Origin of the sequence: Shewanella electrodiphila (assembly GCF_023283985.1) — a bacterium.
Lineage (GTDB): Bacteria > Pseudomonadota > Gammaproteobacteria > Enterobacterales > Shewanellaceae > Shewanella > Shewanella electrodiphila.
Map to the genome: position 1 here is coordinate 1 of NZ_JAKIKU010000019.1, position 22719 is coordinate 22719.

Here is a 22719-nt window from a genome sequence, read left to right on the forward strand (position 1 = left end):
TACTCACTCTTTGCAGAGTCTAATGCAGTCCGGGTCCCCTTCGTCTAGAGGCCTAGGACACCGCCCTTTCACGGCGGTAACAGGGGTTCGAATCCCCTAGGGGATACCACTCTCTTTTTTAAGAGTTATTAAAGCCACTTAATTGTGGTTTTTTTATGTCTAAAATTTAGCTGACAACGACCAGCAAACCAGTTTCCAAATATGTTAAAGCTAGCTAAATGCTAATGTTGTTGTGGCTTAATACCCAATCATCTCCTAATTATCTTTTCTAGCTATACAAGTCTAAGTTTCAATCCAAGATGAAATTCAACTTGCTGCATGTCACTAACAATATTTAATCTTCAGCCTCAAGATAAAATGACTGTAAAAGTAGTTCATTGATTTTCATGTGCATCTAAGGTTCCGAGTTAGGCTCATTTGTAGCCCATTCTAGACGTAGCACGTGGAATTAAGGATAAAGTAAAAAGTGCACCTTTAGTGCAGTTAAAGCATTAATCCACTTAGATAAAAACGAGGGAGCATAAACACGAAACAAATTCTTTGGTTAAAAATCACTTATAAAACTGTTTGGTTCACATGCGATAAAAAGCAGGCACAAAAAAGAGGCCTATTGGCCTCTTATATAAACTTTTTAAAATCCCTTAGCTTCGTACTGCTAAGTCATCAGTCTTTGATTGATGATAAGTTAGGCGCATTATTGCGACACAGAGTAATGTAATAAGCCCACAAGATCCGATAACAACACCTTGCCATTCTAACTGGTGCCAAAATAGCATCAAATAAGGCCCTCCAAGCGCCGCACCAAGATAATAACTACAAAGGTAGAGCGAGGTTGCTTTTGCTCGATGAGTAGACGCTCTGATAGCTACAAATGAATTACAACAACTATGAGTTAAGAAAAACCCACTGGCTGTCAGTAAAAAACCAATTATAATCGCAGGTAAGGTATCTATTAAGGTTAATAACGTCCCCACCAGCATGACGAGTAATGCACCTTTAAATAAACGAAGTGCACCAAACTTTACTACCCACTTAGCAGAAAAGTAAGACGTTAATGTACCACTCAAATAACAAAGAAAAATTAACGTAGCAGCAAAACGACTAAAGCGATAAGGTTCATCCATTAAGTGCAGCTGGATAAAGCTAAACTGGTTTACCATCATCATAAATGCCAGCCCGCCAATGGCATAAACTAAACGCATTTGATTATCGGTTAAGTGGTATATAAAACCACCCACATCTTGCTTAATTTTCGCAAGCACACCGATTGAGGTTTGTGTTTTTTCTGGCTTTAGTTCTCTTCTTGGAAGCAGATAGGTCACTATGGAAATACCCACTAAAGTCACGGCGAAATTGACCGTCATTGCTTGCTCCCATGTGCAATATTGCGACAGTAAGCCCCCCATTAATCTGCCACCAATACCGCCTAAGCTATTGGCCATAATATAAATAGCAGCAGCCTTTAATAAAAAGCTCGCTGGTAATTGATCTTTAAAATATGCCATCGCAATAGCAGGTACTGCGGCTAACAAAACCCCTTGTAATAACCTCACCATTAGCAAAGCATCAAAATCTTTTGCGTAAATAAGTAAAATATTAGACGCGACTAACAACCATAAGCTGACCATTATCGGCGCCAAACGGCCAATACGATCTGAGATCACGGCATAAATTAATAAAGAAAAGGCAAGAGAGAAGCTCGTCACAGAAAGAATTAACGTCGCATTGGCGCCTGTAACATCAAAATGCTCAGCAATGGATGGCAACATGCCTTGCACAGCATATAAATTGATATAAACAACAATAGAGGCTAAACACAAAGCCCAGATAAGGCGAAGCTCAGATCTTGATTGATCAACTTCATTTACCGCACGCAATTCAGGCACAACTTAAGCCTCGAATAAAAAGAAATGAAATTTGATTATTGCGTGATATACAACTTATGCAATTCACGACTTTGGAAGATGTGAGTTACGTCTTAATTCCAAAGAATAAACATTAAGACGTACTCTACATTTTTGAGGTTTAGCTAAGAGCTGGAACGAAACTAACGCTCAACTTTTTTCATAATAACTTCGGTGGTGAACTTATCATTATTAATCACTGGGAATTTTTCGTAAGTTTGAAAAATCGGTCTATCTTGATACATGATCATCGCAACCACGCCATATTCAATATCGTTATCAATACTGTCAGCCGGTAAAGTAAACTTAAACGGTACTGGTGCGCGGGCAATATCAAAGGTTTTTTGTGAAATAATCAAACCTGGGGTATTCAAACCAATAATCGCGATATTAATTTTACAGTTCTGTGGCAGCGTAATTTTCTCTAAGTAGCCTGCATAACCATTAATGATTACTGGCTCATCAGGCGTAACAGTGACACATGCTGTCAGCATCAATGTCATGCATCCTAAAAGCAGCGCTTTAAAACCATATTTCATACTTTTTACCCTTTTGTCATTCTTAGTAGGCCTTCTTGGGTAGCAGATGCAACCAAACGCCCTTGTTGATCAAAAAACTGTCCTTTAACAAAACCACGACCACCACTAGCATTGGTACTTTCAACACTATAAAGCAACCAATCGGAAAAATTAAATGGACGGTGAAACCACATTGCATGATCTATGGTTGCCATTCTTACACCTGGTGTTAGAAATGATACGCCATGTGGCTGCGCCGCTGTCACTAAGAAGTTGAAATCAGAAGCGTAAGCTAACAGATACTCTTGCACACTATGATCACTCGGAATGTTACCATTCGCTCTCATCCACACATAGCGCTTCGGCTCTGTTGAGTCGGGTGCGATAGGATGAATAGGATTGACTAAACGCATCTCAATCGGTGAATCAGCCATAAACTTTTCAAGTATTTTTGCTGGTACTTTGTCGCGCATAGTGAGTGCCAGCTCTTGCTGATTCAATAACCCTTCAGGCCCAGCAACAACAGGCATCTCCGCTTGGTGATCGTAACCTTCTTCTGGTGCTTGAAAAGAACAAGTCATGTAAAAAATTGGACGCCCTTTTTGAATAGCTTTAACCCGTCTTGCACTGAAACTGCCACCATCACGCATGTTCTCAACATCATAAACAATCGGTAGCTTTTCATCGCCAGCGCGCAAAAAGTAAGAATGCAAAGAGTGTACTTGTCTATCTTCACTTACCGTTTGTTTTGCAGCACTTAATGCTTGCCCCATCACTTGACCGCCAAATACATGCCCAAAGCCTAAATCTTGGCTTTGACCACGAAACAGGCCTAGTTCTATTTGCTCTAATGAGAGCAATGAAAGTAAATCATTTAATACTTGGCTCATAATTATCCTAGCGGCTCTGCCAAACTCAATATCCTTAGGTTACCTTAGAACCACACATCATTAGTAAAAATATTCTAGAATTTACTCATATATAAACAAAATTTGATAAAATTAAGCAAAAATAACAACAACTTTTTACTTCATAGCGCGATCATAGCCGCTTACTTAATTCCAAAAAATTGCTATGCTATTAGGCTATCCTAATTTAACTCGACACCCTGAAGCCCTAAATATATGCAATCTTGGATTTTAGCTATCAGACCTCGCACACTACCTGCTGCAATAGGTCCTTTATTAATTGGTAATATTTTAGCCCTACACTTAGAGCAGTTCAGCTTTACAATTGCTTGTATCTCAATGCTGTGCGCTATTTTATTACAAATAGCCGTTAACTTAGCCAATGATTATTTCGACTTTAAAAACGGTATTGATACTGACGAGCGTGTGGGTCCAGTCCGTGTAACCCAAAGCGGTATGATTTCACCTAATAGCGTGCGTAATGCCATGATTTTATGTCTCGTACTCGCACTCATCGTGGGTTCTGCATTGATAGTACATGGTGGTTGGCCGATCGCAGTTTTGGCTGTAGCTGCGTTATTGGGGGCAGTTTGTTATAGCGGCGGTCCTTACCCTCTCGCCTCTCATGGATTAGGTGAAGTGGCTGCATTTGTATTCTTTGGGCTGGTAGCGGTCGTGGGAAGTTACTATATTCAAGCTGGCGACACTAGCATCAGTGCTTGGCTGTTAGGTAGTGCCATAGGCATGTTTAACGCAGCGATTATGCTAGTAAATAACACCCGAGATATTCAAACTGACACTAAGGCCGGTAAAAATACTCTTGCCGTTCGTATAGGTCAGGCTCAAGCTCGCGTGCTTTACCAAGCATTAGTGTATTTACCATTCGGGATAATTATTGGTGGTTTCTTGATGGGTTACTTGCCTGGAATCCCAGTATTGCTTGCAGGACTAGCATTAGTGTACGCCCGTCAACTTAGCGGTGAATTCAGTAATACCAGTGGTGAAGCCCTTAACCCAATCTTAGGTCGAACCGCCAAATTAACTATGATATTTAGTTTCTTATTCAGCCTTGGTTTAGTCATTACCTTAGCGTAAATATCACAACATAAAGGCTTCTAATGAGAAGCCTTTATTATTTATTTTAAAATTCAATCTTCACACTAATTACCATAAAGTATTTTTCAAAAAGAAATACTTTTATTAATTAGCTTCAACACAGTCTCAAAAATTATTTACTGTTATTGATGACACTCAGAACCGATTAAAGACTTTGACGTTAAAATAGTTAACTGGCTTCTGCGGCAGCAGCGGCATTAGCTGAAATCAACTTCCTGTCAAAGTCATCATTGAGCAAAATAACATCGGCAATTGAAGCTCTTAGCTTTACTGATGCTGGTGCTTTATTAGTGGTTCTCTGACTCAGTGATTCGCGCAATAATACCACTTCTAATAACTTTTCAAGAGACTCATTATTCTTGGTTTCTAACGCGGGCAGTTGTTTTACAGCGGCTTGAGAATATTTATCATATTCGGAAGTAAGAGTTTCAATGGCTTCTACTAGTCTTTTTTTCTTATCCGTTTTCGTTGGCATGCATACTCCCTCATCTTTATTAGTATCTTATTTAACCTATATTAGAGTTGACTCAGTTACAAGGTTGTTAACTACAGAGAAACATGAATATTGCTATTAATATAAAAAATCAGACTAATAGTTAATATAAAATCAGACCAAATACGAATGAGTCTTTATTAGAGACTAATTTTATCAAAAAAAGTTTTGTCATAGATAGATTGCATATTTTAATGTCAATAAAACCTTATTTAAGTTGTCATAAGATAGTCATTATAAAACGACTGGGCTTACAGATAACAAAAAAGCACTTCTCGCGGAGAAGTGCTTTTATTTAAAGCGACAAAATTAGCTGCTTATGATTACACCTTAGACAATGTGCGCTCTTTTGCACTCCAATCTAAATGGTACTTCTCGCCAGCAGGTTTATCAGTGCGTTCAAATGTGTGTGCACCGAAAAAGTCTCGCTGACCTTGTAGTAAATTAGCTGGTAGCGTTTCACTGCGATAGCTATCGTAATATGCCACTGCAGAACTAATACACGGCGCAGGAATGCCTTGCATAACTGATGCGGCAACTGTTTTACGCCAATTCATGTGCTTAGCAGATAAACTATCACTGAAGGTTTTAGCCATCAGAAGATTCGCAAGCTCGGCATCGTCTTGGTAAGCTTTGGTAATAGACTGCAGGAACGTCGCGCGAATGATACATCCTGCACGCCAGATCTTAGCAATTTCAGCAAAGTCTAAAGACCAATCTTGCTCTTTTGCAGCCATCGCCATTAATTGGAAGCCTTGGGCATAACAACAGACTTTAGCGCAATATAATGCATCCTCAAGGTTAGCAATAAACTCGGCTTTCTCTGCATCAGTTAGCGTAACCTTAGCTGGGCCTGCAAGCTTAGTGCTTAAGTCAACTCGCAAGACTTTTTGAGTACTGACAGCTCGCGCATACACGGCTTCAGCAATGGTTGGTGCTGGGCAGCCAATTTGTAAACTACTTACCGCAGTCCACAAGCCTGTTCCTTTTTGGCCTGCTTTATCTAAGATCATTTCCACTAACGGCTTACCAGTTAATGGATCGTCTTGTTGCAATACTTCAGCGCTGATTTCCATCAAGTAGCTGTTTAAGCTGCCTTGATTCCAACCATGAAAAATATCACCAATTTCATGAGCCGATAATCCTAAGCCATCATGAAGTAATTGGTAAGCTTCGCAGATTAATTGCATATCGGCGTATTCAATACCGTTATGTACCATTTTCACATAATGACCAGAACCCGCAGGGCCAATATAAGTAGTACATGGCTCGCCTTCAATAACAGGGTTTCCTGGCTCAAAGCGCTCTATTGGTAACCCTGTTTCTGGATCGACTTTCGCTGCCATCGCTTTCCAGACAGGTGCAACGTATTGCCATGCATCTTTATTACCACTTGGCATCAATGACGGGCCAAAGCGCGCCCCAACTTCACCACCTGAAACAGCTGAACTAAAGAACACAAATTTGCCTTTAAAACGTGCTTCACGCTCTACAGTATCCGTCCATAAACTGTTACCTGTATCGACAATGATGTCGTCAGTTTCAATACCGGCATCAATCAGTGCATTACACACACCATCAACTGGGCCACCAGCAGGAACAGATAACACGATGACACGAGGTTTTACTAATGATGCGAGCATTTCAGTAAGATTATTACAGCCAAGCATTCGGGGTGCTTTATCAGCTTTTCTTTCTGCTGTTTCTTGATTAATAGCAGCATTTACTTTTTCACTGTCAAGATCGAAAGCGGCTACCTGGTAGCCATTATCAGCTATGTTTAACGCGAGATTCTTGCCCATCACACCGAGGCCGATAACGCCGATGTCTGAACGGAATGGTTGGGTATTCATTATTATTTTCCAAAGGTCACAGAGATTAATCGCGCGTAGCGAATCCATTTGAAGGGGGATTATACGGATTTATGTAACAAAATTACAGTCGCAAAATGTGCACACTCTATTGCATAAATTGGAAGGCAGAGAAATAAACAAGTTTTAACTAATAAACACAATCAGTTATAACATACCCTTCTTAATGTAAATTATGACTAAGCCGTTTAAATACAATATTTTGGATATTCATATGTGTTGAATACAAATAGATGTTAGATACAAACAGAAGTGCGGATAAATCGGACGAGCATTAACAATGTTCAATAAGGCACTGATAAAATGTCTTAATAAAAAAGGTTGTTCAAGTAAATCGGACTGACTTTACTCAAACAACCTTCTATCAATATAACGCTAGGGCTTTAGGTTAATTAAAGCCGTGCATCACATCAATGCCAAAGCCTTTACCTTCGCCATGACAAGTATGACAAGATTCATCTCCAGGTTGATATATCGCACCTGAACTCGCATCTTGTTGGAACACCCCACCATAACTTTGAGCATGGGCAGCCCAACTAGCTTCATTGTTATGACATGCAGCACAAACTGCGACAGTTGGAGAATACTCAGCCACTTCACCCGTCATTGTCGCATTCGGTGTCGCGACAATAACTGAACTTTGCGCAGACAGAGTATCCATAGTCAGCTGGCCTTCATCATGACAAGCCTGACAGTCATTCGCTGCAGCAGGATAAGTCATATCCTCTCGCTCGCTACCACTGTAACCTACGGTTGTACGAGTATTAGCATGTAAAGAATGCACTAATTCACGATAACCTAAGCTGTTACTGATGGTTCTGAACGCCTTCACACTGGCATCACCCGGTGTATGCTTGCGCGTTGCATTCATATACTTGACCATGTCATTGGTGTGACAGCTTTGACAACTACCATCAGCAAGTGTGGTTGCCACTTGTGGTGAGTGACATGCGCCGCAGGTAGCACCATTACCAGGAGTCGAAATTTTACTGTGGGCATCGTTTACACGTTGCTGGAACTGGTCATCATGACAAGCGGCACATTTTTGGTTGTTCACCAACTCTGCATAAGCCGACACATTCGCCGTTAATGCAACAGCACTATCGGCTGGAACTTCTGCAACCACAATATTTGAATCAGTATCTTGCGCGTCACAAGAAGCCACAAGGCCAGTAGATTTATCGCCACACGCCATCACTTTAGCGTACAGAGTGCCTACTGAATCTAAATCAAAGTCAGCAACACCAGCATTTTTAACAATAATAGTGACCACTGAGCCATCTCTAGTCATCGTAATATCATCAGCGCCAGATACAATATCCCACACTTTTCGCTGGCCGTTATTCTCAGGCATCACTGTTTGCTGCGCATTACCTGAAGCCACAATCCATAAGTTATCAATTGCAGGATCGACATCTGGATTAGCACTTAATTGATTAAAGGTTAAGGTCGCCGTTAAGGTATCTTGCAATTCATCAATCACACTATCAGTAATAGCAAATTGATATTGCTCAGCTAACGCATCCGTCACACTGACCGCGGCATTATGAAATATTGCTGAACCTAATGGGTTATTGCTATCAGGATGACAACCACTACAACTCATTGCCCACGCATCAGGAAATGCATCACGATCATGGAATAAACCAACAGCGGTGCCATTCCAGCCTTCTGGCGCATATTTCTCATGACAACTTAAACAGGTTTCTTGACCTGGGTATTGATAAAAATCCGCTTGAGGCGCAGCATCTTCAATATGACATTGCTGACACTGATGCATATCACCTGGGTAAGATAAATCACTGTAGTCATGAACTGAGCCCTTATAGCCAATCACTAAGTAATCACTCTTATGGATTTTATGCACTACGCTCGCCATACCAATGCTTGCACCTGTTTCAGGGTCGCCAGAATAACTGGTATGACACATTACACAGCCTTCATAATCGAAGCGCTTGCTACCATGCATAAGTAAGCTATTCTCTGCAGACAGATCGGCTGTGTGACAGCGATAACAGCTTTGCTCAGAAGCCAATAACACTCGGCTATCTGCATCTGCTGCGGCTGTGCCAGTTTGTGGATCAAAATCAAATGTCGTATTAACCAACATCGTATCAATTGTAGCCCCAGAATAAGGCAACAACTCTAAATAAACACGGTGAATGTTTTCAGCAACGTACTCAGTATTGATGCCATCAATATTCGAATAGCTGTCTAAAGATTGCGAGAATGTGTAACGATATAAACCATTACCTATGGCTTCAATACAGGCTTCTTTACAAGTAGACTCTATGCTTGCTTGCCACTGCGTGCCTTTATTTTTATCCCAGCCCGGTTCTAAATCATTATCAGCAACCTCTCCAGGCTCTACCACGTTATTAATATAACTGGTCCATTGTGGAGATAAATCCGTTTCAGCCGTACTTTGCACGCTGGCACTGTCAGCTTCATTTAACGGTCTAATACGTCTTTGTTGATCGCCAAGTTTGGCAATACCCGCACCTAATGTTTGAATCGAATCTAAGTCAGCTAGACCACTTACAGCAACGCCATTGACATTACTTAAGTAGAACTCAAAAGAAACTTGTAATGCATCATCAATAGTCACTTTTTCGATTTCAGCTTTTAAAGACTGGGCTGAAGATATTGAAATATTGATGTCACCCGGCTCACCATCTTCGCCATCATGTCCGTCATCACCGGAACATGCTGTAAGTGCGACCACTGGAACTAGAACAAGTGGAGTTAACCACTTCTTATATTTCCTAGTTAACAATCTGCTCATCATTGTTATTCCTTTTATTAATCCATGGCATTTTTATTTTTATTAATCATTATTTATTTATTAAAATCTTATTGTGATAAAAATCATGAAACCATTTAAAATATAAAAATAATAATTAAAAAACCTAAAGTTTCACTTATTAAAATGCATATTTTAAAAACCAAAATTCCAGCTAGTAGAATCCGCAAACCAATATAAAACAGCAAATAAAATTACCATTTCCAAATAATGAAATACAGGCCCTAAAAGTGTGACGGGAGATATATATTGTAACTTCCAATCAAAACAAGAAAACAAACGTGATCATAGTCAACTTGTTTTTAATTTAATTAAACAATACTTAAGTTATAAATATAAACATAAAAGCAATATTTATAATTAAGAGGAAACAAATATGATTACAAGGAGAGCACTACTTGCTAATGGCGCTAAAGTTGCTGTTGGTACAGTATACGGCGGTACATTAGTTGGTTTTCTAACAGGGTGTGGTAGCAGTGATGACGCTGACACCCCTATTGTAGAAGTTCTTCCCGGCGGCCTTATGGTGGTTAATCCAATGCTATGTGTCGGTTGTCGTCGCTGCGAAATTGCTTGCAGTTGGAGCCACGGGAAATCAGCTGTCAGCCCAAGCACCTCAAGAATTAAAGTCGCTAAAAACTTAAACTTTGGCCCTCATGGCGTACAAGCCAATTATGAAGACCAGCGCGGCGAACAAGGTGATAGCACCATTGTTCCGTCTACCTGTCGTCAATGTGATGTCTGCATGACGGTATGTCCGCAACAAGCCATTTCAGTCAATGAAGAAACCGGTGCAAGAGAAGTAAATGATGACTTATGTGTTGGCTGTGGTTACTGCGCGGATAAATGTCCCCAACAAGTCATTACTATCGATAAAACCACGCGTAAATCACTTAAGTGCGACCTTTGCCAAGGTAATCCTAATTGCGCTCAAGTTTGTCCTACAGGTGCCATTAAGTTTTACACCTGGGAAGAAGCAGTTGCTGAAGTTGAGCTTCATGAAAAATATTTAGAATTAGTTTAAACAAAACTAAAAGGAATAATTATGACTACTACATATGGCGGCTGGGCCGGTTATGTTTTAAGAGTTAATTTAACAACAAAAGTAATTACTAAAGAAACAACAGAAACCTACCACGATTATATTGGCGGCATGGGGATCGGTTATAAAGTATTATGGGACAATCATGTTGATGGTATTAAAGCAACAGATGAAGAAAATAGACTAGTTATTTCAGCAGGACCATTAAGTGGTTCTGGTGCTATTTGTTCAGCAAGAACAACTATTACTTCACGCAACCCTGTTATTCGTAATCACTTAATTACTGACGGCCATTTTGGCGGGCACTTCTCACCCGAACTTAAATTTGCAGGCTACGATGCAATTATCGTTGAAGGTAAATCAGACACGCCAGTTTGGTTAAAGATTGTCGATGATACGGTAACATTAGAACCCGCAGAATCTTTATGGGGAGTGGGAATTTTCGATACTTTTGCTGCTGTTAGCAAAATGATGGGACAGCAAGCCCAAGTGGCAGCAATTGGTCCTGCCGGTGAAAACCTCGTTGCCCAATCAACAATCCAAACCCAAGGTGGTCACTCTGCTGGTGGACATGGTTCAGTTCTAGGTTCTAAGAGATTAAAAGCAATTGGTATTATTGGTACCGGCACAGTTGATATCGCTGAATCCACAACCAATGAGCAACTGCGAGCATTAGATGATCATATTCTTGGTATCATTGGCGCGAATAATAACGGCGTTGTGCCTAACCAACCGCAATCTTGGGCAGAATATAGCTCTTCTGGTAGCCGCTGGCGCGGTGGGCCAGGCGTAAAATGGGGCGCAGCTGACACCCCTGTTGAATTAGAAGAAACCCCATGGGACGATCGCCAAAAAGTGGGCATGCGCAGCTCAATGGCCGAAATGTATTTTGGCCGCGACGAAGCCAATAAAATCTTCAAGCGTCCTGGTGGTTGTCATTCTTGTCCTATTCGCTGTTTCTGCGAAATCAAGAACCCAAAAATGAAAACCGAATACAAACTACCAACTGAAAACATCACAAATGTATGTTTAGGATTCCTTGATCCATGGTATTCAATGGGTAAACCAAGCAGTGGTGAAAAACGCACCGATATTCAAACCGTTGGTGCTTATTATATGGATTATAATGGCATTTGGAGCGCCTATGGCCAGCTTTCTCATGTCATGCGTGAATTTACCGCACGCGACTTTTGGAAAATAATTCTACCTGCAGAAGAATATGCAGCGATTAATTGGGCCCAGTACGCTGACCAAGATGCTCACTTCATGCAAGATTACTATACTCGAATTGCTCATGGTGCATCTTATAATGGCTCAAACATTTTTGGCCGTATGCTGGGTCAAGGTTTACATAATTTTATCAACGATGATGGTGAACTTTATAACATTGAAGATATTCTAAACGAAGTCGAATCACCAAGAATGGCAGGACTGACATTTGCACTTGAAAGTGATGAAGGTTATGAATTCTACGGTGAGACTTATAGCGTATTCTTAGATTCCCATGTAAAAGTATTCAATCGCTCAATGGTTGGTGGTGTACATCATGCCAGTGAGTCTGCAGGACAAGTTGGCGCACTGCTCAACACTGTATTTAACCGTGACCCACAATGTCATTCACACATTAATTTAATCAATTGTGGCCTTCCTTGGGCGAAAATTGCAGAGGTCGCAGAATCAATGTGGGGCCCGGGTGCATTTGACCCAGTCAAACATTACACTGAAATGAACACGTCTAAAGCTAAGTTTGCTAAATGGTGTTTAGTGAAAAACGTACTGCATGATTCACTGACTTTATGTAACTGGATGTTCCCGCTATTGGTTTCACCTGACGTAAATCGTGATTACATTGGTGATAGCTCAATTGAATCGCAAATGTTCAGTCTCGTCACAGGGATTGAGACCTCTGAAGCAGAGCTTGATGCAAAAGCTGAAACGGTACTGCAACTGCACCGAGCATTAACAGTGTTGCAAATGAATGAGCCAAATCAACGTGAAAAACATGATGTGTTATCTGAATGGGTTTACGATTTAGATCATGACATGAACTTTGGCGATGAAGGCACGATTAAAATGGATCGCGACGATATCCAAATAGGTTTAGACATGTTCTATGCCGAAATGGGTTGGGATAAAGACACAGGCGTGCCTACACGTGCCACCTTAGAGAAGTTCAAACTGGGCTATGTCGCAGATAAACTAGAAAGTTTAGCCTTGCTACCAGCTTAAGCATTGATTAGTTAGTAATAAAGAAAGGTGGTTATTTCATGATTGAACTAGTCGATTATATTCGTTTACTCAGTAAGAACGGTCGTCTTGTGACGGCCGAACAGGTCATTGCCGTTGCTGGACTTGATCTTGAAATTGAAGATGTAGAAGTCGCACATCAAGCCCTGATTGAAGATAGTCAATATCAAGATATCGCCATCATTGCTGCAGAAACTGAACATTACTTTTATTCTAAAAAGTTCATTGTCCGCAGCTATGCTACTCAGTGGGTGGGTGTTAAAGACGGTAAGTTAATTGAAACTATGGCGGACTATATTCGCCGTTACTCTTCAATGGGTGAATTAGTCGCGGCATCAAATTTCACCCATCCACCCTATAACCTTGAGCATTCAGCGTTAGTAGGCTTGATAGAGAGGTTTGATCAAACAGCAGGATGTGAAGATATTCATTTTCAGCTGGATGCTCAATCCTATGAAACTAAAAGTGAGGGTTACTTTTTTTCTATCAAAACCATGACAACAACCTATGCCAAAGTGCTAGCGGATCATGATCCTTTTGAATGGTCAGCGTAAACTCATTATTCATTAATGAGTTGAAGGATAAAATTTAACAATGCCAATCGAAAGATTGGCATTTTCTTTTATCTGCAACGTTATCATCAGATTCAAGAATGAGTTTAAAAGTTAAGTTTAAAAGTTAAATTTCAACGTTAAATTTCAAAAGCCAGTTTAAGGCAAGATTCTCTGTTACTCATATAACATATTGAAATTCACTATTTCACTCAGTATACAAAATAAACTTTAGGATGATTTTCTTTTTAATTATCGTTAGTTAACAGTTCGATAGTATAAATCATACAAAAGCGTGATTAAGGTATAAATTATTACAACGCTCTCTGCTCAGTTACCTCTAAATTGGTACATTACTAACAAGGTTAATCCATAATAAGCGTGCATAATGAACCCTACAACAACACAAGAAAGGTTACTAAACCTCGACTACATGACCTTATTAGTTTTTTTAAGGCTATATGAATTCCAAAGCGGAAAATTAACAGCTGAGTCATTTAGCGTCCCTCAATCAAAAATCAGCCGCTGTTTATCAAGGCTCAGAGAAGCTTTTGATGATCCTTTGTTTGTAAAAAGAGTGTCAGGATTAGAAATTACCGATAAGTCACAGCGCTTATATCCAATATTAAAGAAAATTGAAATAAACCACATCGACCTTGCCCAAGAGATAAATAAAAGCGTTGAAAGCTTAGACAGTGACATTATTATTAAAGCTCCATCAGGTTTTACCAATGGCGTATTAAGAAAGCTTTATAACTGCCAATGTGAGAACCATTGCGGCAGTGCATGTGTCAAGTCTGCAGTACTGCAAGACAATGGCTCAAATGATGAAGAAATGCTGTTAAATAGCCAGTGCGATATGGTTATTAGCTGTAATCCGTCTATCCATGTTGGTATTCAAAGCCAAAAGATTTGTGAAGTAACAGACACTTTTGTCGTCGCTAAACATGATCACCCCATTTGGGATGAAATCTATAAACCCCTTTTAGATCGCGTATTAAACTACCCTGTCATTTTAACGGAAGTAATGCACTTCAACAGCGAGCTTGAAGCCACGCCGTTAAAGCAGTTTGCTGATGGCAGAATGCGAGAATTAAAAGTCGCAGCAAAAACCAATAATTTAAATGAGATTTACGACTTTTTAACTGGCACAGATGCCATCACGCTAGTGGTTTCTCAAGGTGCGGTTGATTATTTAACTAATGACGATGCTTTACGCGCGCAAATCGTGCCGCAAACAGAGCGCGCTGAGTTAATGCGCAACAAACCTAATATGACGCTGTATATGCAAACTCGTAAAACTGAGCGCAAGTTATCAAACTGCGTTAAAAATAAGATAGCAGAGCTGATTGCTACGGGTGCCAATGGCTGTATTAAAGCTTGCCAATTATCGCGTTAATCGCAATAAATTCATAACGCATGCACCCAGTTATACCACGCCAACTAGGCTAACTTAGTTGGCGTTTTTATTGCCTTAAATCCGCCTATTTGACACATAGCGCTGTTCCCCGCAAGATAATCAACAAACTAAAAAAGACTAAAACCCTCCTAAAACAGGCTTTTATCACTAGATTGCGAAGAATGGAATCAAGATGTTTAGACAAAATATTATTATTACTGGCGCCAGTTCAGGGCTAGGCCAAGGTATGGCACTTGAGTTCGCGAAACAAGGCGCTAACTTAGGTTTGTGCGCAAGGCGGACCGATCGTTTAGAAGCATTAAAAGCCCAAATCAACGACACTTACCCCAATGTCAAAGTCTGGTTACTAGCCTTAGACGTTAACGATCATCAACAAGTATTTGACGTGTTTGACCAATTCAAAGAGTTAATGGGCAATGTCGACAGGGTTATTGTTAATGCAGGCATGGGTAAAGGTGGCTCTATCGGCACAGGGCTATTTGAAGCCAATAAACAGACTGCCCAAACCAATTTTGTTGCCGCATTAGCTCAGTGTGAAGCAGCAATGAAAATTTTCAGACAACAAAATGCAGGGCATCTGGTCACCGTTTCATCAATTAGTGCTCTGCGCGGTTTCAGGCGCGCGATGACGGTTTACGCCGCGACTAAAGCTGGACTGACTTCGTTAACCGAAGGGATCCGACTCGATGTTATGAATACACCAATAGCGGTTACTTGTGTGCATCCAGGATACATTAAAACTGAGATTAACGATCACGCTGATGGTGCACCATTTATGATTGATGCCGAAACCGGTTGTCGAGCTATGGTCAAAGCTATCAATAAAGAGCCGGCTAACTGTTATGTGCCGAGTTACCCATGGGCATTTATCCAACTTATTTTAAGAGTACTGCCAGATAAAATGCTACGCAAAATGAGTTAAAAAACAACAAATCGAACAAGCATCAAACCAAAAGACAGTAAAATTGTTCAATAAATATTTTGATACCGTATCATCTTAAATTACGGCTCTGCATAAAAAAGAGAAGCATTAAGCTTCTCTTTTTTGTGCTCGTCTCGCGCCCGTCTAATGAGTATAGGGCGACAAAGTCGCTTACTTAAGTTCAGTAATATTGATTGAACCTTTACCGTAAGTTGGATGACCTTTTTGTTGTTCTTCAGGCAGTTGATTAATGCAGTAATTGATATAAAAAATGTTAAACACGACTGTGATAATTTTATTCATTTTCAAATCAATGCCGAAATTCACGTGGGCATAATCTTGCAATGCCGCTCGCGCTCTAAATGACCAAAATACATATAAAAAGAAAGCGCCAAAAAGTAATAAACTGCCGATACCACTCATCAAGCCAAAGTCACTGTGTGACAACACACCACCAAAACCAAAGCAAACTGCTATCGCAATAATAAACGAATCATCAGCAGTGCGAATTGAAGTAATCTCGTCCATTTTGGGATACTTAGCAAATAACCAAATTATCGGATATATCCCACCAGTAAAAACGGTTAACCAAAATAATCGGCTGGTTTTAGTATTAATCTTTTCAGGTAATTCTTTAATATTATTCATATACGTTGATCAAACCTTTGTCATATTTACTGGTTAACACTTATCTGCATCACTAACTTAGTTGCTACTCGACAATGTAATCTGCCTACCTTGACTGCATCATTGCTGAATGACACCCAAAGATTATAAATTAAAAACAATTCAATTTGATTAAATAACACTATAAATCAGCATGTAACTCCCATTTTAGACCAATTGTCGCTGTAATCCAGTCCCGTTTTAACGCATGACGACCTAGTTCATATCGAATCATTATTTTAAAGGCAATAAAAAACGAGCCATTTGGCTCGCTTTCAATAACACTAACAAACTACACAGTAAGTTCTTTGGTAAGCGAATCAGCATACCCCATCTTAGTTAACGCAGTGCGAACAATATCTAATGTCATTGGATCTTCAATAGTCGCTGGCACAGTATATTCATTGTTATCAGCGATTTTACGCATGGTGGCACGTAAGATTTTGCCTGAACGAGTTTTAGGTAACTTTTGTACTGCACTCACTAATCTAAAAGAAGCGACTGGGCCAATTTCATGGCGTACTAAAGCCAGTAACTCTTTGTAAAGTTGCTCATCTGATAAGTTAACGCCATTTTTAAGCACCACTAACCCGAGTGGTACTTGGCCCTTTAACTTATCTTGTACCCCAATGACCGCAGCTTCAGCCACTGCATCATGCTGACATAACACTTCTTCAAAGCGGCCAGTCGATAAACGGTGCCCTGCGACATTTATAATGTCATCAATACGGCTCATGATATACAGGTAACCATCTTCATCAATGTAACCCGCATCACCCGTTAAATAGTACCCTTCATACATCGACAAATAGCTGTCTACATATCGTGCATCATTATTCCAAAGGGTAGTAAGATTACCAGGCGGCAATGGCAGCTTAATGACCACGTTACCGCTTTCATTAGCAGGTACTTCATCACCCATGGCATCGAGTACCTCTACTTGATAACCCGGTACTGGACGTGCTGGCGATCCCGCTTTTACTTCGATGGGATCAACCCCCATCAAATTCGCTGCAACAGGCCAACCAGTCTCGGTTTGCCACCAATGATCAATAACTGGCTTATTGAGTTTATCTTGTGCCCAATAAAGCGTATCAGGATCGCATCGCTCACCCGCTAAGAACACTTGGCCTAAACAAGATAAATCGACGCCTTTAAGCAGTTCACCATTAGGGTCTTCGCGTTTGATCGCACGAATGGCAGTAGGCGCGGTGAAAAAACTGTTAACTTTATATTGCTCAATGATGCGCCAAAAAGCGCCAGCATCAGGGGTGCCTACAGGTTTCCCCTCATACATTAGTGTTGTTGCGCCAGCCATTAACGGCCCATAAACAATATAAGAATGACCAACCACCCAACCCACATCAGATGCAGCCCAAAATACATCGCCTGCTTCAATATTATAAATGTGCTTCATCGACCAAGTCATAGCAACCGCGTGACCACCATTGTCACGCACAACGCCTTTGGGTTGCCCAGTGGTGCCCGAGGTATACAGCACATATAAAGGGTGAGTTGATTCAACAGGCACGCAATCCACAAATGGGGCATCCGCTATTGCAGTCTGCCAGTCAGCATCTCTCACAGGTTGCATCTCAGCACTATACTGGGGACGATTTAAAATAACGCAGTGATTCACTTCATGGCTAGCTTGATTTAATGCTTCATCTAAAAGCGGTTTGTATTTCACTACGCCTGATGGCTCGATACCGCACGAAGCCGAAAGAATTAACTTGGGTTTAGCGTCGTTAATCCGTGTCGCTAACTCATTTGCAGCAAAGCCGCCAAACACTACAGAATGAATAGCACCAATCCGCGCACACGCTAACATCGCGTAAGCAGTTTCAGGCACCATTGGCATGTAAATCACCACCCTATCGCCTTTTTCAATCCCGATAGACTGCATATAACCCGCTAAACGGCTTACTTGAGATAGTAATTCTTGATAGCTAATACTGTATTGGTTTTGCGTCACTGGACTTATATATTCGATTGCAGTTCGTTCGCCATGACCCGCTTCTACATGTCTGTCGACTGCGTTATAACAGGTGTTCATTTCACCACCAGCAAACCACTTATAAAACGGCGCGTTAGACTCATCAAGCACTTGCTTGAATGGTGTAAACCAGGTTACAGCCTCTGCTGCCTGTTGCCAAAACCCTTGCTTATCTTGCAAAGATTGCTGATGCATTTGCTTTCCTAATCCAGCCATCTTTTACTCTCCAGTAAACTGCTTGTCAGTTAATTTTAAATCGTAGTGATTATTTTTATTTCATTATGGCGTGGTTAAAAAATAAACCCTATTAGACCAAGGGATATAGCATTTCAGGGATTAAATAAGGATTTTTAATCTGCACTTAATGAGTTAACGTATTGAAATTAAAACACTCGTATAAATTTTCATGTCACCTATTTAGCAAAACTTGATATAATGCCTAGTGCTAACTTGAGCTATGACTGGTGAATGTCCACCTTGATTGGCAAGCACGATTTACAAAAATCCCCGCTAAAAAAGCCGTTACAAACTGGCAGCAAACTTTACCTTTACGTAAACTTCATATATCTTGCATCAAAAGACGTACTTTTGGTGAAACGATGAGCGCAAATTTAAATCCACAATCCACTTATTCAATTAGTGATTTATCAAAGGAATTTGATATCACCACACGGAGTATTCGTTTCTACGAAGACCAAGGGTTAATTAAACCTAAACGCCGTGGGCAAACCCGTATTTACAGTCTGAAAGACCGTGTACGTTTAAAACTTATTTTACGTGGTAAGCGCCTAGGCTTTTCGCTAGCTGAAACCCGTCGTTTGTTTGAACTTTACGATGCTGACAAAAGCAGCACATCGCAACTGCACACCATGCTTGATTTAGTCGAAGAAAAGAAAGCATCACTGCAACAGCAAATGGACGATATTAAAGTGGTATTAATGGAGCTTAATTCGGCAGAGCAACAATGTAGAGCAGCCCTTAAAGAAGAAGCTTAAATACTTATTTTAAGTAACCATTGAGATACCAATAACTCAACAAATAGAAGTTAATCTCAAAAGGTATGCATCAGCTCATATAGCGCTCCAGTAAATAGCACTAAAGCAAATAGCACGTTAATACAGATAGTTACACCAAGCAGTAACACCAAGAGGTAGCGGAACTCATCGCCGCTATTTTTTGAAGTAACAAGTAAAACAACATTGAGCCCGTACAAAGAGATGGGCCAATAACAACATAACAAGCTTGACCATAAAAATTATAAGCCCAAGAAACAACATAGTTTCACGGCAGCAGTAACCTATATTCAACAGGACACAAGACAATGACATCACTCTACACAAGCCTTAATTTCGGCCTGGGCGAAGACGTGGACATGCTTCGCGACGCCATCCACGACTTTGCCAGCAACGAGATTGCTCCAATCGCTGCACAAGTTGATCAAGACAATGCATTTCCTAACCACATGTGGCCTGTTTTAGGCGAAATGGGGTTACTGGGTGTAACTGTGCCTGAAGAGTTTGGCGGCGCTAACATGGGCTACCTTGCCCACGTGGTCGCAATGGAAGAAATCTCCCGTGCATCTGCTTCTATCGGCCTAAGTTATGGTGCCCACTCAAACCTTTGCGTTAATCAAATTAACCGTAATGGTAACGATGCGCAGCGCGCAAAATACCTACCTAAACTTGTCAGCGGCGAACATATCGGCGCATTGGCGATGAGTGAGCCTAATGCAGGTTCTGATGTGGTATCAATGAAGCTTAATGCCCGCAAAGAAGGTGACCGTTACATTCTTAACGGCAACAAAATGTGGATCACTAACGGCCCTGATGCTGACACATTAGTGATTTACGCTAAAACCGATATCGACAAGGGCCCACACGGTATTACAGCCTTCATCATTGAGAAAACATTCAAAGGTTTCAGCACAGCGCAAAAGCTCGATAAATTAGGCATGCGCGGCTCAAACACTTGTGAGTTGGTATTTGATAACTGTGAAGTACCAGAAGAGAACATTCTTGGCGGTCTGAATAACGGCGTCAAAGTGTTGATGAGCGGCTTAGATTACGAACGTGTTGTGCTATCCGGTGGTCCACTTGGGATCATGAATGCCTGTATGGATATTGTTGTGCCTTACATTCACGAGCGTGAACAGTTTGGTAAATCAATCGGTGAGTTCCAGCTTATTCAAGGCAAAATCGCTGACATGTACACAGGCATGAATGCTGCAAAATCTTATGTCTACAACGTAGCAAAATCATGCGATCGCGGTGAGACGACCCGTAAAGATGCCGCTGGCGCTATCTTATACAGCGCAGAGCTAGCAACCAAAATGGCACTCGATGCAATTCAGTTACTCGGCGGTAACGGTTATATCAATGAATATGCAACGGGCCGACTACTGCGTGATGCCAAGCTATATGAAATCGGCGCAGGCACCTCTGAAATTCGCCGTATGTTGATTGGTCGTGAACTGTTTAACGAAACAAAATAATCAGCAAAACGCTAATTATCTATACACCAAAAAGCATAACCTAAGCCTTTTTTTAAATGGCCACATTGAAAGTGTTATTGCGAAGCATGGTTGGGAGTTCCCCCCATTGTCTCAGCCATGCTATCGCGCCACTTGACTCATTAAGGATATGAATTGTGACGCAATTGAGCAGCCGTATTAACTCCCGCAGCGATGAATTTAAAGCCAAGCATAACGACATGGCCACACTCGTCGATGATTTAAAAATCAAACTCGCTAAGATTGAGCAAGGTGGTGGCCCTGTCGCCCTTGAACGTCATCTATCGAGAGGTAAATTGCTCCCGCGCCAACGAGTAGAAAAACTGCTCGACCCAGGTTCGCCATTTTTAGAAATCTCCCAATTTGCCGCCTATGAAGTTTATGATGAAGCCGTTCCAGCAGCAGGCGTAATCGCAGGTATTGGTCGTGTCAGTGGCGTTGAATGTATGATTATCGCCAATGACGCAACCGTTAAAGGCGGCACTTACTACCCTATTACCGTCAAAAAGCATTTACGCGCCCAAGACATTGCCAGTCGCTGTCATTTGCCATGTATCTACCTTGTCGATTCTGGCGGCGCAAACTTACCACGCCAAGACGAAGTATTCCCCGATCGCGACCATTTCGGGCGCATCTTTTATAATCAGGCGCAAATGTCAGCTAAAGGCATTCCGCAGGTTGCTGTCGTGATGGGCTTATGTACTGCTGGCGGCGCTTATGTACCCGCAATGGCAGATGAATCGATTATCGTAAAAGAGCAAGGCACCATCTTTTTAGCTGGACCGCCATTAGTGAAAGCGGCAACCGGTGAAGAAGTCTCAGCAGAAGAGTTAGGCGGCGCTGAAGTGCATACCAAAATCTCTGGGGTTGCCGATCACTTAGCCCAAAATGATGACCATGCACTTGAGCTTGCCCGTAAATCAATTTCTCGCCTTAATCATCAAAAAGAAATTGCCGCGCAATTAAGTCCTGTTAAACCGCCAAAGTTTGATATTAACGAGCTTTACGGCATTGTCGGCACCGATCTTAAAAAACCATTTGATGTCAAAGAAGTCATCGCCCGTATGGTCGATGATTCAGATTTTGATGAATTCAAAGCCAATTACGGCAACACGCTGGTTTGCGGTTTCGCCCGTATTCATGGCTACCCCGTCGGCATTGTGGCTAATAACGGTATTTTGTTTTCAGAGTCAGCCCAAAAAGGCGCTCACTTTATTGAGCTATGTTGCCAGCGAAAAATTCCATTACTGTTTTTACAAAACATCACCGGATTCATGGTCGGTAAAAAGTACGAACATGAAGGCATTGCCAAGCACGGCGCGAAAATGGTTACCGCCGTATCCTGTGCAAATGTGCCTAAATTCACCGTGATTATTGGTGGCAGTTATGGCGCAGGTAACTACGGCATGTGCGGCCGCGCATTCGAGCCAACCATGATGTGGATGTGGCCCAATGCACGCATTTCAGTCATGGGTGGTGAACAAGCGGCAGGCGTATTAGCGACAGTACGCCGTGATGGTCTCGCCCGTAAAGGCCAAGAATGGTCTGATGAAGACGAGCAAGCATTCAGAAAACCGATTGTTGAGCAATACGACAAAGAAGGTCATCCGTATCATGCCAGTGCTCGTTTATGGGATGACGGAATCATCGATCCTGCGCAAACTCGTGATGTGGTTGGTTTAGCCTTATCGGCGGCATTAAATGCGCCTATTGAAGACACCAAGTTTGGTGTATTCCGCATGTAATTGCGGAT

Annotated in this window: 17 protein-coding genes and 1 tRNA gene; 10 read left to right on the forward strand and 8 right to left on the reverse strand. The window is 41.3% G+C overall.

Annotation, left to right across the window (positions count from 1 at the left end):
- Positions 1-33: 33 nt before the first annotated feature.
- Positions 34-109: transfer RNA gene (locus tag L2737_RS21030), tRNA-Glu, on the forward strand.
- 532 nt (positions 110-641) lie between these two features.
- On the opposite strand, the gene L2737_RS21035 is transcribed toward L2737_RS21030, so the two are convergent.
- From L2737_RS21035 to tesB, 3 genes are all read right to left on the reverse strand, one after another.
- Positions 642-1877: an MFS transporter gene (locus tag L2737_RS21035; RefSeq protein ID WP_248957028.1), complete on the reverse strand. Its 1236-nt coding sequence runs from the start codon at positions 1875-1877 to the stop codon at positions 642-644.
- 170 nt (positions 1878-2047) lie between these two features.
- Positions 2048-2443, reverse strand: a complete 396-nt coding sequence (locus L2737_RS21040) for a YbaY family lipoprotein (protein ID WP_102529623.1) — start codon at positions 2441-2443, stop codon at positions 2048-2050.
- Between the two features lie 5 nt (positions 2444-2448).
- Positions 2449-3312 (reverse strand): acyl-CoA thioesterase II, encoded by an 864-nt coding sequence (gene tesB, locus L2737_RS21045; protein ID WP_102529624.1) that lies wholly within the window; start codon positions 3310-3312, stop codon positions 2449-2451.
- A gap of 234 nt (positions 3313-3546) precedes the next feature.
- On the opposite strand from tesB, the gene L2737_RS21050 reads away from it, so the two are divergent.
- Positions 3547-4425 (forward strand): 1,4-dihydroxy-2-naphthoate polyprenyltransferase, encoded by an 879-nt coding sequence (locus L2737_RS21050; protein ID WP_102529625.1) that lies wholly within the window; start codon positions 3547-3549, stop codon positions 4423-4425.
- A gap of 190 nt (positions 4426-4615) precedes the next feature.
- Here L2737_RS21050 and L2737_RS21055 read toward each other — a convergent pair whose 3' ends face one another.
- From L2737_RS21055 to L2737_RS21065, 3 genes are all read right to left on the reverse strand, one after another.
- On the reverse strand, positions 4616-4921 hold the full coding sequence (locus L2737_RS21055; protein ID WP_102529626.1) for a hypothetical protein: 306 nt from the start codon (positions 4919-4921) through the stop codon (positions 4616-4618).
- Between the two features lie 341 nt (positions 4922-5262).
- Positions 5263-6792: an NADP-dependent phosphogluconate dehydrogenase gene (gene gndA, locus L2737_RS21060; protein WP_248957009.1), complete on the reverse strand. Its 1530-nt coding sequence runs from the start codon at positions 6790-6792 to the stop codon at positions 5263-5265.
- 406 nt (positions 6793-7198) lie between these two features.
- Entirely contained in the window at positions 7199-9598 is a 2400-nt protein-coding gene (locus L2737_RS21065; RefSeq protein ID WP_248957010.1) for an OmcA/MtrC family decaheme c-type cytochrome, read from the reverse strand.
- A gap of 391 nt (positions 9599-9989) precedes the next feature.
- Between L2737_RS21065 and L2737_RS21070 the strand changes: the two genes are divergently transcribed.
- From L2737_RS21070 to L2737_RS21090, 5 genes are all read left to right on the forward strand, one after another.
- Positions 9990-10637, forward strand: coding sequence for a 4Fe-4S dicluster domain-containing protein (locus L2737_RS21070; protein WP_102528838.1), 648 nt, complete (start codon positions 9990-9992; stop codon positions 10635-10637).
- A gap of 21 nt (positions 10638-10658) precedes the next feature.
- The gene (locus L2737_RS21075; RefSeq protein ID WP_248957011.1) at positions 10659-12884 is read left to right on the forward strand and encodes an aldehyde ferredoxin oxidoreductase; all 2226 of its coding nucleotides are present in this window, start codon (positions 10659-10661) and stop codon (positions 12882-12884) included.
- A 38-nt stretch (positions 12885-12922) separates the two neighbouring features.
- A complete protein-coding gene (locus tag L2737_RS21080) occupies positions 12923-13456 on the forward strand; it encodes a hypothetical protein (protein WP_248957012.1) in 534 nt (177 codons plus the stop codon).
- A 385-nt stretch (positions 13457-13841) separates the two neighbouring features.
- The gene (locus L2737_RS21085; RefSeq protein ID WP_248957013.1) at positions 13842-14852 is read left to right on the forward strand and encodes a LysR family transcriptional regulator; all 1011 of its coding nucleotides are present in this window, start codon (positions 13842-13844) and stop codon (positions 14850-14852) included.
- Between the two features lie 193 nt (positions 14853-15045).
- Positions 15046-15795 carry an SDR family oxidoreductase gene (locus L2737_RS21090; protein WP_248957014.1) on the forward strand — a complete coding sequence of 250 codons (750 nt, stop codon included), beginning with the start codon at positions 15046-15048 and terminating at the stop codon, positions 15793-15795.
- Between the two features lie 171 nt (positions 15796-15966).
- On the opposite strand, the gene L2737_RS21095 is transcribed toward L2737_RS21090, so the two are convergent.
- Together L2737_RS21095 and L2737_RS21100 are read right to left on the reverse strand one after the other, a co-directional pair.
- Complete coding sequence (locus L2737_RS21095) at positions 15967-16443, reverse strand: hypothetical protein (RefSeq protein WP_248957015.1); 477 nt, start codon at positions 16441-16443, stop codon at positions 15967-15969.
- A 310-nt stretch (positions 16444-16753) separates the two neighbouring features.
- Positions 16754-18673 carry a propionyl-CoA synthetase gene (locus tag L2737_RS21100; protein WP_102528833.1) on the reverse strand — a complete coding sequence of 640 codons (1920 nt, stop codon included), beginning with the start codon at positions 18671-18673 and terminating at the stop codon, positions 16754-16756.
- A 383-nt stretch (positions 18674-19056) separates the two neighbouring features.
- Between L2737_RS21100 and L2737_RS21105 the strand changes: the two genes are divergently transcribed.
- The 3 genes from L2737_RS21105 (at position 19057) to L2737_RS21115 (ending at position 22711) form a co-directional block, all read left to right on the forward strand.
- Positions 19057-19452 (forward strand): MerR family transcriptional regulator, encoded by a 396-nt coding sequence (locus L2737_RS21105; protein ID WP_102528841.1) that lies wholly within the window; start codon positions 19057-19059, stop codon positions 19450-19452.
- A 326-nt stretch (positions 19453-19778) separates the two neighbouring features.
- Entirely contained in the window at positions 19779-20948 is a 1170-nt protein-coding gene (locus L2737_RS21110; RefSeq protein WP_102528832.1) for an isovaleryl-CoA dehydrogenase, read from the forward strand.
- A gap of 155 nt (positions 20949-21103) precedes the next feature.
- Complete coding sequence (locus tag L2737_RS21115; RefSeq protein ID WP_248957016.1) at positions 21104-22711, forward strand: carboxyl transferase domain-containing protein; 1608 nt, start codon at positions 21104-21106, stop codon at positions 22709-22711.
- Positions 22712-22719: the final 8 nt, after the last annotated feature.

Bases quoted from the DNA above. Each gene is read 5' to 3' on its own strand.
- L2737_RS21080 (WP_248957012.1), top strand. From the start codon at position 12,923: ATGATTGAACTAGTCGATTATATTCGTTTACTCAGTAAGAACGGTCGT.
- L2737_RS21100 (WP_102528833.1), bottom strand. From the start codon at position 18,673: ATGGCTGGATTAGGAAAGCAAATGCATCAGCAATCTTTGCAAGATAAG.
- tesB (WP_102529624.1), bottom strand. From the start codon at position 3,312: ATGAGCCAAGTATTAAATGATTTACTTTCATTGCTCTCATTAGAGCAA.
- L2737_RS21095 (WP_248957015.1), bottom strand. From the start codon at position 16,443: ATGAATAATATTAAAGAATTACCTGAAAAGATTAATACTAAAACCAGC.
- L2737_RS21090 (WP_248957014.1), top strand. From the start codon at position 15,046: ATGTTTAGACAAAATATTATTATTACTGGCGCCAGTTCAGGGCTAGGC.
- L2737_RS21105 (WP_102528841.1), top strand. From the start codon at position 19,057: ATGAGCGCAAATTTAAATCCACAATCCACTTATTCAATTAGTGATTTA.
- L2737_RS21055 (WP_102529626.1), bottom strand. From the start codon at position 4,921: ATGCCAACGAAAACGGATAAGAAAAAAAGACTAGTAGAAGCCATTGAA.
- L2737_RS21040 (WP_102529623.1), bottom strand. From the start codon at position 2,443: ATGAAATATGGTTTTAAAGCGCTGCTTTTAGGATGCATGACATTGATG.
- L2737_RS21110 (WP_102528832.1), top strand. From the start codon at position 19,779: ATGACATCACTCTACACAAGCCTTAATTTCGGCCTGGGCGAAGACGTG.
- L2737_RS21070 (WP_102528838.1), top strand. From the start codon at position 9,990: ATGATTACAAGGAGAGCACTACTTGCTAATGGCGCTAAAGTTGCTGTT.
- L2737_RS21075 (WP_248957011.1), top strand. From the start codon at position 10,659: ATGACTACTACATATGGCGGCTGGGCCGGTTATGTTTTAAGAGTTAAT.
- L2737_RS21085 (WP_248957013.1), top strand. From the start codon at position 13,842: ATGAACCCTACAACAACACAAGAAAGGTTACTAAACCTCGACTACATG.
- L2737_RS21065 (WP_248957010.1), bottom strand. From the start codon at position 9,598: ATGATGAGCAGATTGTTAACTAGGAAATATAAGAAGTGGTTAACTCCA.
- L2737_RS21050 (WP_102529625.1), top strand. From the start codon at position 3,547: ATGCAATCTTGGATTTTAGCTATCAGACCTCGCACACTACCTGCTGCA.
- gndA (WP_248957009.1), bottom strand. From the start codon at position 6,792: ATGAATACCCAACCATTCCGTTCAGACATCGGCGTTATCGGCCTCGGT.